Here is an 11,935-nt window from a genome sequence, read left to right on the forward strand (position 1 = left end):
CCCGCCCCGACTCACCGGCGCCGCCCGCGGGAACCGCCGAGGGACAGCGGCGCGATGGCCTCATAGAGCGGCATCCGGACCCAGCGCTCACCGGTCTCCCGGAACTCCGCCCTGGTGGCGAAACGGTACAGGTAGCTGTTGACACGCACCCAACGCGGCGGATCGCCGTCGAACGGGTCCGCACGGAGAAGCCGCAGCGTCTGCCGGTCCGCCTCCAGCAGCTTCGTGAGGAAGGCGTAAAACCACTCCTCGTGGACCGTGCGCAACGGCAGGAACCACATCAGCCAGTCCAGCCGCAGGTGATACGGCGCCCACTGGCCGGGTAGCCGGCGCACGTCTCCAGGTTTGCCCTTGAACCCATATTCACGCCAGTCCGCCGAGTCCTCAGGTTCCTCGTCCAGGGTGCCCTCCACCACGATCTCGACGCGGTGCCTGGTCACGGTCCCAAAGGCGCCGTACGTGTTGGCCAGCTGCCAGCGGTTGAAACTGGCATTCATCAGCTGCCCTTTGGAGAGCAGGTTGCGCAGCGGCCAGTAACTGAGGACCACCAGCAGCAGCGTGGCCACCAGGGTGATGGCGAGCCAGTAGGGGGGATTGCCGCGGCTGCCTTCCCCAGGATCCCCATCCAGCGGCAGGAACGGCAATACGGCGTGGGCCGCGGGGTCGCTGACCGCGGCGAAGGCCAGCACAATGGCCATCCAGTTAAGCCACGCGAAGTTGCCGCTGCCCACCAGCCACAGCTGGGTGAAGATGACGATTCCGGCTGCGGCGCTTGCCACGGGCTGGGGTGCAAAAAGGAAGAACGGCACAACCAACTGGGCGAAATGGTTCCCCAGGACCTCCAGCCGGTGGAAGGGTTTGGGCAGTAGATGTGCCTGGCGGCTTAACGGCCCCGGCATGGGCTGCGTTTCATGATGGTAGTAGAGGGCCGTCAGGTCACGCCACTCCCGGCCGCCGCGGATCTTGATCATCCCGGCGCCGAACTCCAGCCGGAACACGAGCCAGGCCAGCAGGATCAGAATGGTGCGCGGCGGCTCCGTCTGGTCCGAGCCAAGGAAGGCCACCGTGAACCCGGCCTCCAGCAGCAGCATCTCCCAGCCGAAGCCATAAAACGTCTGCCCCACGTTGACGATCGACATGTAGAGCAGCCACAGGGCCAGAAATGCGATCAGCGGAACCCACGGCGGCCCAAGTTGGGGGATGCCGGCCACCAGGAGGGCGGAAACTGCGAGTCCGGTGGCGCAGACACCACGCAGCAGCCGGTCCGAATAACGCCAACGGAACAGCGTGGGCCGCCGGCGCGCGCTGAAGCCTTCCAGATAGTCCGGAACCGGCAGCAGGCCGCGCTGGCCCAGCAATGCAGGGAACTGGTTCAGGGAGGACAGGAACGCAACAAAGAACAGCGCCGCCACACCTCGCTGCAGCACTTGCCGGGCGAATCCGTACTCCCGCGCATCGAACCAGGAAACCCAGTCCACGCAATCCACGTTACGCCCGGCGACGCGGTCCGCCCACTAGGATCGGATGGTGTTTGCATTGGTGCTCATTGCCGTCGTTGCAGGGGCACTGGCCCAGCGGCTGGCCGGCCTCGGATTCGGCCTTCTCGTCTCTCCCGTCCTCGTGGTGCTGCTCGGACCTTTCGACGGCGTTATGATCATCAACCTGTGCGGCGCAGCCTCATCCCTCCTGATCCTTTCCAGGGTCTGGCGGCATGTGGAGTGGAAGCGCTACTTCGGACTGGCGCTCGCCGCCCTGGCGGGTGTTTTGCCGGGCGCCTGGCTGGCCAGCAACGTGCCCGAAGCGCCGCTGGAGATCTGCATCGGCATCCTCCTCATCATCGCCCTGCTGGCTTCGCAGCGGCTGACCCGCAGCTCCTGGCGCGCCAGCGGGCCCGTCCCCATGGCATCCCTCGGCTTCACCAGCGGGCTGATGAACGCGGCAGCCGGCGTCGGCGGACCGGCCATCACCGCCTACGCCATTGCCACCCGCTGGGAGCAGAAAAGTTTCGGCGCTACCCTCCAGCCCTATTTTGTGACCACCGGCCTGTCGTCCCTGGTGAGCAAGTACGTACTATCCGGAGGACACGTTCCCGGCCTGGACGGCTGGCAATGGCTCAGCATCCTTGCCGCCATGGTGGCCGGAATCATCGCAGGCGATCTGCTGTCCGGCAAGGTCAAACCGGCTTCCGTCCGCCGGATCGTGGTGGCCATCGCCTACATCGGTGCCGTGTCCACGCTGGCCAAAGGTTTCATCGAGCTGGCGGCGGGCTGACCGGACCGCGGGCCGGGTGCGGGATACTTAACCAATGCAGCCTCGCAGAATCGTCCTCCTCGGATCCACCGGTTCCATCGGCACACAGGCGATTGACGTCGTCGACGGCGCTCCGCACCTTTTTGAGGTGGTGGCGCTCAGTGCCGGCGGCGGAAACCTGGAGCTCCTGGCCCGCCAGGCCGTCCACACCGGTGCCGGCGCTGTGGGCATCGCGGCGGGGGATCCGCGGCAGCTGCAGGACCTGATCTCGGAGGCCGCCCGCCTCGCCGGACGGCAGGACTACCGCCCCGAAATCATCGCCGGCCCGGACGCCTCGGCCCGCATCGCCGCTGTTGAGGCGGACGTGGTGCTCAACGGCATCACCGGGTCCATCGGGCTCGCCCCGACCCTCGCCGCCCTGAAGTCAGGTGCAACGCTGGCGCTGGCCAACAAGGAATCGCTGATCGTGGGCGGAGCGCTCGTTAAGGCGGCCGCACGTGAGGGGCAGATCGTGCCGGTAGACTCCGAGCACTCAGCGATAGCGCAGTGCCTGCGCTCCGGCTCCGCGGCCGAGGTGGAAAAACTCATCCTGACAGCGTCCGGAGGTCCGTTCCGCGGCCGGACGCGGGAGCAGCTCCACGACGTCTCCCCGAAGGAGGCCCTGGCCCACCCCACCTGGGACATGGGGCTGATGGTCACCACCAATTCGGCCACCCTGGTCAACAAGGGCCTTGAGCTCATCGAAGCCCACCTGCTTTTCGACGTCCCGCTGGACCGGATCGACGTTGTGGTCCACCCGCAGTCGGTGGTCCATTCCATGGTCCAGTTCGTCGACGGATCGGCCATCGCCCAGGCCTCCCCGCCCGACATGCGCCTGCCCATTGCCTTAGGGCTGGCCTGGCCGGACAGGGTCCCCAAAGCGGCCTCCCCGTGTGACTGGACCAAGGCCACCAACTGGACGTTCGAACCACTGGACTCTGTGGCCTTCCCGGCCGTGGACCTGGCCAAGGACGCCGCCAAGCAGGGGAGCACCTTTCCCGCCGCCTTTAACGCGGCCAACGAGGAAGCAGTCATGGCGTTCCACTCCGGCCGCATCCGCTTCACCGAAATCGTGGACACCATCGATGCCGTCCTCAGCGAACATTCAGGATCCTCCGGGCTGACGCTGGAGTCGGTACTGGATGCTGAAGACTGGGCACGCACGCGCGCCCACGAACGTTTAGCAGTCAGCAGTCTCTAGGAAGCAGCAGATCCACGCATGAGCCCCGTCCTCCTTTTTATCCTCGGCGTCGTCTTTGTGGCGATCGGCATTGCCGTGTCCATTGCGCTGCACGAAGTGGGGCACCTGGTGCCCGCCAAGCTGTTCAAGGTGCGCGTCACCAAGTACATGATCGGCTTCGGCCCCACCCTGTGGTCCAAGCGGAAGGGCGAAACTGAATACGGGGTGAAGGCGATCCCGCTGGGTGGCTATGTGTCCATGATCGGCATGTATCCGCCCAACAAGGAGGACGGCACCGTACGCCCTTCCAGCACGGGCATGTACCAGACGCTGGCCACTGAAGCCCGGTCCATGGCACACGAGGAAGTGGGCCCGGAGGACGCAAACCGCGTGTTCTACCGGCTTCCGGTGTGGAAGAAAATCATCGTGATGCTGGGCGGGCCGGCCATGAACCTGCTGATCGGTGTGGTCCTGACCGCCGTCCTGCTGATGGGCTTCGGCATGGCCATGGCAACCACCACCATCGCCGACGTCTCCAAGTGCCAGGTGGCGGCCGGCCAAACTGTTGATCCCGATTCCCCGGACTGCCAACTGACCCCCGCTGCGGCTGCCGGGCTCCTGCCCAACGACGTGGTCACGTCCTTTGACGGGAAAGCTGTCACCGGCTGGGACCAGCTGACCGACTGGATCCGCGCCTCCGCGGGCCGGGAAGTCAGCATCACCGTGGAGCGCGACGGCGCGCCCGTCACCACTACTGTGACACCGGTGCTTTCCGCCCGCCCCGTCGTCGGCGTGGACGGACGCCAGGCCAAGGACGACGCCGGCACCCTCCTCTACCAGGACGTCGGCTTCCTGGGCATCGGCGCGCAGACCGAACTGGTTCCCCAGCCGGCGTCGTCCGTCCTGCCCATGGCGGGCGAAAACATCAGGCAAGTGGCCGGTGTCGTCTTCAACCTGCCCGCCCGGGTGGTGGGCGTTGCCCAGGCGGCATTCAGCGAGGAAGAGCGCGACCCCAATGGCCCCATCAGCGTGGTGGGCGTGGGGCGCGTGGCCGGTGAAGTAGCGGCCATGGAGGAAGTTCCGCTCCAGTCCAGGATTGGCGCCCTGGTAGGGCTGCTCGCCGGCCTGAACTTTGCGCTCGCGGTTTTCAACCTGATCCCGCTGCTTCCCCTCGACGGCGGCCATGTGGCCGGAGCGCTGTACGAGGGGGCGCGGCGACGGGTGGCCAAGCTGTTCGGCAAACCGGATCCCGGCGCCTTCGACATCGCCAAACTGCTTCCCGTGACTTACGTGGTGGCCGCGTTGCTGATGGGCATGAGCGCGCTGCTGATCTACGCCGACATCGTGAAACCGGTGAACCTGTTCGGCTGACTCCCGCGGGCGCCTGGCTGGGCGGATGTCCCGGATCTACCATGAAACATGGGCACGTTCGCCGGCCAATCGCAGGACACCACCCGCTGGATCAGGGCAGGGTTATGGGCGCTGCCTGTCGCGTGGCTCGTCACCGCCTGGTCCACGCTGGAGCCGCAGCCGGACCAGGCGAAGGACCCTGAGGCCTGGGCCCGTTTTGTCAGCTCCGACTCCTACCAGGCCAGCCATCTTTTCGGCAGCACCGCAGGCACCATCCTGGCCCTCTTCGGTCTCTTTGCCCTGGGCTGTTCCATGGCCAACAGCCGGACGGGACGCCTGGCACTGGCCTCTATGGTCACCGCCGTCGTCGGTGCGGCTTTACTGCTCGTGCCGGCCGTGATTTCCACGTTTGTCACCCCCGCCATCGGAAAGGCATACCTGGGCGGAAACCAGGACGTGATGCAGCTTGAATTCCCGGGGTCCATGACCGGGGCGTTCCTGCTGGGCCTGCTGCTCGCCTTCGTTGGCACGGTGCTGCTGGGGATCGCGGTATGGCGTTCCCACGTGCTGCCACGCTGGGCGGGGGCACTCTGGGCGGCCGGCGCCGTGGTGTTCTACGTCCTGGGCGTTGTCCTGGGGCAGGCAACAACAGGAAGCAGCCTGCCGACGCAAACCGCCGGCGCCGTCCTGATGGCAGTCGCCGGTGGTTGGATCGCCTGGACCGGAACCCGGCAGGCCACGGCGGCGTCTGAGCGGACCGGATGATTCTCGCAAATCAGCCTTTATTGGCTGATATTTAATAATCAGCTATTTTGGATTGATTATGTGTGATCATCTGCGTACGGTTAAGGCATGTTCGTACTGACCATCGACCAGCGCGGCAGCACTGCCGACGTCGACCGCGTTCCCGATCTGATCGCCGCGCTGCGCACCCTCACTCCGGCGCCCTTTGAGCGGTCCGTGGGTGATGAACTCCAGGGTGTTGTGGAACGTGCCGAAGACGTGGTGGAGATCGCCTTGTACGCACTCCGGAGCGGGCACTGGTACGTCGGGATAGGGATCGGGGCCGTGCAGCTCACTCCGGGCGGAAGCCCCAGGGAAGGTTCCGGGAGTGGCTTTGTGGCGGCGCGAAAGGCCGTGGAACTCGCCAAGGGCTCGGCCGGTCAGGTTGCATTGTCAGTGGTGTCCGGCAGTATTGGCCGTGGACGGGAGATGCCTCCGTACGCCAAGAAAGGTGCCATGACCAGTGCAAATGCCCAGGCGGTGCTTCGCCTCATCGGACGGTTGGTGCAGCAACGCACACCAGCTCAGTGGCGGGTGGTGGACCGGTTGCGCGCGCTCCAGGGCGGCGATGGAAAGCATGGCAGCCAGAAGCACGTGGCCCAGGAATTGGGAATCACGGAGCAGTCGGTGAGCCGTGCGGTGCTCAGGTCCGGCTGGCAGGAGGAATGGGCCGCCAGACCTGCCGCGGCCATGCTCCTTGACTACGCCCATTCCCAGATTGAAGGAGCCCGGTGAACGCACTCTGGATCACAGCTGCCCTGCTGGTGGCCGGATTCGCAGGGTGGCCTGTGACCGCACTGGTGTTCCGGCTCGCCAGAACCATTGACGACAAAGCGGACGCGGCCACGAAATCGGACCAGGACGCATCAGCCCAGGATCCTTCAGCCGATGTCACGGTGGACACTGTTTCGGGAACACCGCGGGCTGGTGCGGATCATCACAAAGGCGGGCAAACCGTCGACGGCGAGCTGACCGTGGGTGGCGGCCAGCCGCCGTCGGACGCTCCTCAGCCGGCACCCACGCTGCCGGCCCAGCGGATCCTGCGCGGCGGGGCAATCATCGGAGTCCTGGAACGCCTGGGCGTCTGCGTGGCCATCCTGACCGGACAGCCGGTGGCCATTGCCTACATTGTGGCCATCAAAGGCCTGGGCAGGTTCGCCGAATTGAAGGAGACCCCCGTGGCTGCCGAGCGATTCATTATCGGAACGCTCACGTCCATGCTGTGGGCTGCGGGAACGGCGGCAGTGATCAAGGTGCTGTTCCTGCAGTGAGTCTTGCTGCCTTCCCGGATCGGCGCCAGAGCACGCCTGGGGATAGGGTGTCCTTATGACTGTTTTTGCCGTTGAGTATGTGTACGCCGCCGATTCCTCCGCCGTCCGTGATGACCACCGCCCCGCGCACCGCGCCTGGCTGGCCGGTCTCGCGGACCAGGGCCAGCTGCTGACCAGCGGACCCTACGGTGACGGGGCAGGCGCCCTGCTGATTTTCAAGGTTCAGGACGAAGCCCAGCTGAACGAACTCCTGAAGCAAGACCCGTTCGCCGTCGCCGGCACCATTGCCGGGATCCGGACTACCGAGTGGACTCCCGTGATCGGCCTCCTGGCCGCGCACGCATCCTGATTCCCGGACCCTTTTCACTACCGAAACACCTAATCAAGGAGTCCACGTGACCTCGGTCAGCCTGGGAATGCCGTCAGCACCGCCGCCCGTCCTCGCCCCCCGCCGCAAGACGCGGCAGATCAAGGTGGGTTCCGTTGGGGTCGGTTCCGACTCGCCCATCAGCGTGCAGTCCATGACCACCACGCCCACCACGGACATCAACGCCACCCTGCAGCAGATCGCGGAACTCACCGCCTCCGGCTGCGACATCGTGCGCGTCGCCTGCCCGTCTGCGGATGACGCAGAGGCCCTGCCCATCATCGCGCGCAAGTCCCAGATCCCCGTCATCGCGGATATCCACTTCCAGCCGAAGTACGTCTTCGCGGCGATTGAGGCCGGCTGCGCGGCAGTGCGCGTGAACCCGGGCAATATCCGCAAGTTCGATGACCAGGTCAAGGAAATCGCCCGCGCGGCGAAGGACCACGGCACGTCCATCCGGATCGGCATCAACGCCGGATCGCTGGAGCCCGGCATCCTGAAGAAGTATGGCAAGGCCACCCCGGAGGCCCTCGTGGAATCCGCCGTCTGGGAAGCCTCGCTGTTCGAAGAGCACGGTTTCAACGACTTCAAGATCTCGGTCAAGCACAACGACCCCGTCATCATGGTTGCTGCCTACGAAATGCTGGCCGAGCAGGGCGACTGGCCCCTGCACCTGGGCGTGACCGAAGCCGGGCCCGCCTTCCAGGGAACCATCAAGTCCGCCACGGCCTTCGGGGCGCTCCTGTCCCGCGGCATCGGCGACACCATCCGCGTGTCCCTCTCCGCGCCTCCCGTTGAGGAAATCAAGGTGGGAAACCAGATCCTCCAGTCACTGAACCTGCGCCCGCGCAAACTGGAAATCGTGTCCTGCCCGTCCTGCGGCCGCGCCCAGGTGGACGTTTACACCCTCGCCGAGCAGGTCACCGCAGGGCTGGAAGGCATGGAGATTCCACTCCGCGTCGCAGTGATGGGCTGTGTTGTCAACGGACCGGGCGAGGCCCGCGAAGCCGATCTGGGTGTGGCGTCCGGCAACGGCAAAGGACAGATCTTTGTGAAGGGCGAAGTCATTAAGACTGTGCCTGAGAGCGAGATTGTTGAGACACTGATCGAAGAGGCCATGCGCATAGCTGAAGAGATGGGGGAGGCCGATGGCGAAGATGCTGTCAAGGGTAGCCCCGTGGTTAGCGTCTCATAAAGAGGGCGCCGCGCCCGCGGGAATATCAGTCCGGACCCTCACCGGCGCGGACACCGCTGCCCTGCGGCGCCTTGCGTCGCGGGACCCGGTGGCCAATGTCTTTATCCTGGCCCACCTCCGGGCCGTGGGCTCTGCCGCGCCAACCGCTGGTGGCGCCGGAGTCTTGGGAGTGTTCGACGACGGCATCCTGACGGGCGCGTGCTGGGCAGGGGCCAACCTGGTCCCGGTCCAGCTTGACCCCGAATTTTCCGGGCTTATCGCTGCCGCAGCAAGCGCGTCCGGCCGCCGCTTCGCCTCCGCCTTTGGCCCCGCAGATGCCGTCCTTGCCCTCCATGCTGGGCTTGCTGAACGGGGGCATGCGGCCCATGAGGTGCGGGATGAACAGCCGCTGATGACGCTGTGCGGGCCGCCGTCGGTGGAGCCGAACGCGGATCTGGGGCTTGGCCGGCTGGCCGATTTTGACCGGATCCTTCCCGCCTGCGCCGCCATGTTCGAAGAGGAAGTTGGCTACTCGCCGTTCCTCGGGGGCAAGGAGTTTTACAGCCGCCGCGTGGAAGGCCTCATCCGGCAAGGCCATTCGTTGGCGCACGTCAACGACTCCGGCGACGTTGTGTTTAAGGCTGAGCTGGGAGCTGTGACGGCCGACGTCACGCAGATCCAGGGTGTATGGATGAACCCCGGTTACCGCGGACAGGGTCTGAGCGCCGGCTACATGGCTGCCGTAGTGGAGAAGGCACGCACGCTGGCCCCCGTCACCAGCCTCTACGTCAACGGCTTCAACCTGCGGGCCCGGTCCACGTACGAGCGGGTGGGCTTCCGCCAGGTTGGCACGTTCGCCACGGTGCTGTTCTAGCCTCCAGCTTCAATTCACCGGTCGGTGTGCAGGTCACCCGTCTTGAAGGTCACCCGTCAGGTAGTACTGGACGTTCGGAGCCACGAGCCGGACAACGTCGTCGGGGGAGGCGGACGCGAGCGGTTCCAGCCGCACCACATACCGGACCAGCATCACGCCCACCATCTGCGTTGCCACGAGGTTTCCGCGCATGGCCACTTCCGCGGGCGGTCCGGGAACCCCGGCCATGATCCGGCTGAGGATGGTGGGCTGTACCAGCTCGCGCAGCAGCATCGTCTTGGCCCTGGAGCCGATGGTTCCCCTGAGGAAGGCCACCAGGCTGTGCTGGGCCGGGCTCTCCCACAAGCGCAGCACGGCCCGCACGATCGCTTCGGCCCGGACCTCCGGCGAGTAGTCGTCGACGCCCGCCAGGATTGTCTCCGGGTCGGCCGGAAGTACCACGCTCAGCGCAAAAAGCTCGTCCTTGCCCTTGAAGAAGTGGTGGACCATGGCCGGGTCCACTCCGGTTTCCCGGGCGATCTGGCGCAGGCTGGTCCCTTCGAAACCGTGTTCGGCGAAAAGCCTCCGGGCCGTGTCCAGGATCTGGTCCCTCGTCTCCGTTGCGCCACCGCGTCGGCCCCGCCGGCCGGGACCACCAGGGGCTCCGGGACCACCCGCGGCCGCCGCACCCGCCGCACCCGCCGCACCCGCGGGGTCACCAGCACGCACCGGATCATGGTGTCCGTTCACGCGGTCCGCCGCCGCAGGGTCAACGACGCGAGGACCAGGACCGCCAGGACAATGGCCACGATGACGCCGGCGTCCATCCACAGCTGGTCTGTGGGCTCGGTGTTGGTGGCGATCTCCTGCAGGGCATCCACGGAAAAGGTCAGTGGCAGCACGTTCGACACCGCCTCCAGGACCTCGTTCATCCGGTCGCGGGCCACAAAGAGGCCACAGAGCAGGATCTGCGGCACCACCACCACCGGCATGAACTGCACGGCCTGGAATTCCGTGCGTGCGAAGGCCGAACAGAGCAGCCCCAACGCAACACCAAGAACCGCGTTGATCACCGCAATCATGACCACCAGGCCCGGGCTGCCTTGGATGTCGAGCCCGAAAATCCAGTACGCCACCGCGGTCGCCACCAGCGACTGCAGGGCGGCCATGATGGAAAATGCCAGCCCGTAGCCGAACAGCAGATCGGCCTTGTGGATGGGGGTGGTCAGCAGCCGCTCCAGGGTTCCGGTGGTGCGTTCGCGCAGCATCGTGATGGAGGTGACCAGGAACATGACCACAAACGGGAAGATCGCCAGCATCATCAGGCCCACGCGGTCAAAGGTCCTGGGCACGCCCGGCGGCAGCGTCTCATTCTCGTAGAGGAAGTACACAGCGGTGAGCAGCAGCGCAGGGACCACCAGGATCAGCGCGATGCTGCGGTGGTCATGACGGAGCTGGTCAAGGACCCGCCGGGTGGTGGCCAGCATCATCATCAGGTTCATGGCCGTACCGTCCTTTCGGGGGATGAGCCGGGCGTTTCGGCGGTGTCCTGGATGATGTGCAGGAAGGCCTTTTCCAGATCGGCACTGTGCCCGCGTTGGCTCAGTTCCGCCGGTGTCAGCTGCGCCAGGAGCTTCCCCTCCCGCAGCAGGAGGAGTGATTGGCAATGGCTGGCTTCCTCCATCACATGGCTGGAAACCAGCAGCGTGATCCCGGACTCGGCCATCGACCGGAACCGGCCCCACAGGTCAGCCCGCAGCACCGGATCAAGGCCCACCGTGGGCTCATCCAGGACCAGCAGTCGGGGACGCGCCACCAGGGCGCAGGCCAACGACACCCGGCTCAGCTGACCGCCGGAGAGGTCGCCGGTTTTCTGCCGCGCCTGCGGTTCGAGGCCGACGGCGGCGATCGCCTCCGCTGCTTCGGCCCGGCCCTTGCGGTGCATGGCGCCGAAGTACCGTACGTTTGCCTCGACTGTGAGGTCCGGGTACACGCTGGGGGACTGGGTCACGTAGCCAACCCGGTGTCGAAGATCAGGGTGACCCGCGGGTTGGCCCAGTACCTGAATGGAGCCGATCGTGAGCATCTGGACGCCCATGATGGCCCGCATCAGTGTTGTCTTGCCGCTGCCGGATGGCCCCAGCAGCCCGGTGATCTGGCCCGCGTGGACGGCAAAGTCCAGGCCGCGCAGGACGCGGACTTTTCCCCTGGTGACGTGCAGGGAGCTGGCTTCAATGGCCGCCCTATTGCCGGCGCCGGCCGGGGCGGTAGCTGCCGAATGGGACATTAATGCCTCCGAATGCTGGGAGCCCTCGCTGAATTCACCAGGTGATGAATTCAACCTAGGCCTGCCGAAGGTGGCCGTCAACAACTTTGAATGGAAAAAACCCTTGTCAACGTGTCTGCTATCACATAGGTTCGATCTAGCTGCGCTGGAGTGGGTGGGCGGTCTCACCAGTCCTCACCAGTAATCAACGGCGTAAACGGCAAGAAGAGCCACGCCCGGCCGCAATGACCAGCCCGTATGGGGGCCAGGGGCTTTGCAATGCCGGGCGTGGCTCTTCGCTGTCCCGGCCACAGACGCGGGCACGGCCACAGACACGGACTTCGGCGGCTGGCCTGTGGCCACCGGCGTTCCCGCGGGCATTGGCGTTGCTTGCCGGTAGAT

General features: G+C 65.8%; 13 protein-coding genes. 9 read left to right on the plus strand and 4 right to left on the minus strand.

Annotated elements, in window-relative coordinates; genetic code table 11:
* Window positions 1–11 precede the first annotated feature (11 nt).
* Complete coding sequence (locus AC3IT0_RS07280) at window positions 12–1,478, minus strand: lipase maturation factor family protein (RefSeq protein ID WP_489323074.1); 1,467 nt, start codon at window positions 1,476–1,478, stop codon at window positions 12–14.
* A gap of 46 nt (window positions 1,479–1,524) precedes the next feature.
* Between AC3IT0_RS07280 and AC3IT0_RS07285 the strand changes: the two genes are divergently transcribed.
* From AC3IT0_RS07285 to AC3IT0_RS07325, 9 genes are all read left to right on the plus strand, one after another.
* Window positions 1,525–2,271: a TSUP family transporter gene (locus tag AC3IT0_RS07285; RefSeq protein WP_489323075.1), complete on the plus strand. Its 747-nt coding sequence runs from the start codon at window positions 1,525–1,527 to the stop codon at window positions 2,269–2,271.
* Between the two features lie 34 nt (window positions 2,272–2,305).
* Window positions 2,306–3,490, plus strand: a complete 1,185-nt coding sequence (gene dxr / locus AC3IT0_RS07290) for a 1-deoxy-D-xylulose-5-phosphate reductoisomerase (RefSeq protein ID WP_489323076.1) — start codon at window positions 2,306–2,308, stop codon at window positions 3,488–3,490.
* An 18-nt stretch (window positions 3,491–3,508) separates the two neighbouring features.
* On the plus strand, window positions 3,509–4,840 hold the full coding sequence (locus AC3IT0_RS07295) for a M50 family metallopeptidase (RefSeq protein ID WP_489323077.1): 1,332 nt from the start codon (window positions 3,509–3,511) through the stop codon (window positions 4,838–4,840).
* Between the two features lie 48 nt (window positions 4,841–4,888).
* Window positions 4,889–5,584: a hypothetical protein gene (locus tag AC3IT0_RS07300; RefSeq protein WP_489323078.1), complete on the plus strand. Its 696-nt coding sequence runs from the start codon at window positions 4,889–4,891 to the stop codon at window positions 5,582–5,584.
* 87 nt (window positions 5,585–5,671) lie between these two features.
* Window positions 5,672–6,337 (plus strand): MarR family transcriptional regulator, encoded by a 666-nt coding sequence (locus AC3IT0_RS07305; RefSeq protein WP_489323079.1) that lies wholly within the window; start codon window positions 5,672–5,674, stop codon window positions 6,335–6,337.
* Window positions 6,334–6,873, plus strand: coding sequence for a hypothetical protein (locus AC3IT0_RS07310; RefSeq protein WP_489323080.1), 540 nt, complete (start codon window positions 6,334–6,336; stop codon window positions 6,871–6,873). The genes AC3IT0_RS07305 and AC3IT0_RS07310 overlap by 4 nt, the downstream gene beginning before the upstream one ends.
* A gap of 55 nt (window positions 6,874–6,928) precedes the next feature.
* Window positions 6,929–7,222 (plus strand): YciI family protein, encoded by a 294-nt coding sequence (locus tag AC3IT0_RS07315; RefSeq protein WP_489323081.1) that lies wholly within the window; start codon window positions 6,929–6,931, stop codon window positions 7,220–7,222.
* A gap of 46 nt (window positions 7,223–7,268) precedes the next feature.
* Window positions 7,269–8,435 carry a flavodoxin-dependent (E)-4-hydroxy-3-methylbut-2-enyl-diphosphate synthase gene (gene ispG, locus AC3IT0_RS07320; protein WP_108600185.1) on the plus strand — a complete coding sequence of 389 codons (1,167 nt, stop codon included), beginning with the start codon at window positions 7,269–7,271 and terminating at the stop codon, window positions 8,433–8,435.
* Window positions 8,398–9,288, plus strand: coding sequence for a GNAT family N-acetyltransferase (locus AC3IT0_RS07325; protein ID WP_489323738.1), 891 nt, complete (start codon window positions 8,398–8,400; stop codon window positions 9,286–9,288). Before ispG ends, AC3IT0_RS07325 begins: the two co-directional genes overlap by 38 nt.
* 33 nt (window positions 9,289–9,321) lie before the next feature.
* Here AC3IT0_RS07325 and AC3IT0_RS07330 read toward each other — a convergent pair whose 3' ends face one another.
* The 3 genes from AC3IT0_RS07330 to AC3IT0_RS07340 form a co-directional block, all read right to left on the minus strand.
* Window positions 9,322–9,870, minus strand: coding sequence for a TetR/AcrR family transcriptional regulator (locus tag AC3IT0_RS07330; RefSeq protein WP_489323739.1), 549 nt, complete (start codon window positions 9,868–9,870; stop codon window positions 9,322–9,324).
* Window positions 9,871–10,013: 143 nt separating this feature from the next.
* Window positions 10,014–10,757 (minus strand): ABC transporter permease, encoded by a 744-nt coding sequence (locus tag AC3IT0_RS07335; RefSeq protein WP_489323740.1) that lies wholly within the window; start codon window positions 10,755–10,757, stop codon window positions 10,014–10,016.
* 8 nt (window positions 10,758–10,765) lie between these two features.
* Window positions 10,766–11,554, minus strand: a complete 789-nt coding sequence (locus AC3IT0_RS07340) for an ABC transporter ATP-binding protein (RefSeq protein WP_489323082.1) — start codon at window positions 11,552–11,554, stop codon at window positions 10,766–10,768.
* Between the last annotated feature and the right edge of the window lie 381 nt (window positions 11,555–11,935).

Source organism: Pseudarthrobacter sp. KH_020_B, from assembly GCF_057840185.1.

Bases quoted from the DNA above. Each gene is read 5' to 3' on its own strand.
- AC3IT0_RS07295 (WP_489323077.1), top strand. From the start codon at position 3,509: ATGAGCCCCGTCCTCCTTTTTATCCTCGGCGTCGTCTTTGTGGCGATC.
- AC3IT0_RS07305 (WP_489323079.1), top strand. From the start codon at position 5,672: ATGTTCGTACTGACCATCGACCAGCGCGGCAGCACTGCCGACGTCGAC.
- AC3IT0_RS07335 (WP_489323740.1), bottom strand. From the start codon at position 10,757: ATGATGCTGGCCACCACCCGGCGGGTCCTTGACCAGCTCCGTCATGAC.
- AC3IT0_RS07340 (WP_489323082.1), bottom strand. From the start codon at position 11,554: ATGTCCCATTCGGCAGCTACCGCCCCGGCCGGCGCCGGCAATAGGGCG.
- AC3IT0_RS07285 (WP_489323075.1), top strand. From the start codon at position 1,525: ATGGTGTTTGCATTGGTGCTCATTGCCGTCGTTGCAGGGGCACTGGCC.
- AC3IT0_RS07315 (WP_489323081.1), top strand. From the start codon at position 6,929: ATGACTGTTTTTGCCGTTGAGTATGTGTACGCCGCCGATTCCTCCGCC.
- AC3IT0_RS07325 (WP_489323738.1), top strand. From the start codon at position 8,398: ATGCTGTCAAGGGTAGCCCCGTGGTTAGCGTCTCATAAAGAGGGCGCC.
- dxr (WP_489323076.1), top strand. From the start codon at position 2,306: ATGCAGCCTCGCAGAATCGTCCTCCTCGGATCCACCGGTTCCATCGGC.
- AC3IT0_RS07300 (WP_489323078.1), top strand. From the start codon at position 4,889: ATGGGCACGTTCGCCGGCCAATCGCAGGACACCACCCGCTGGATCAGG.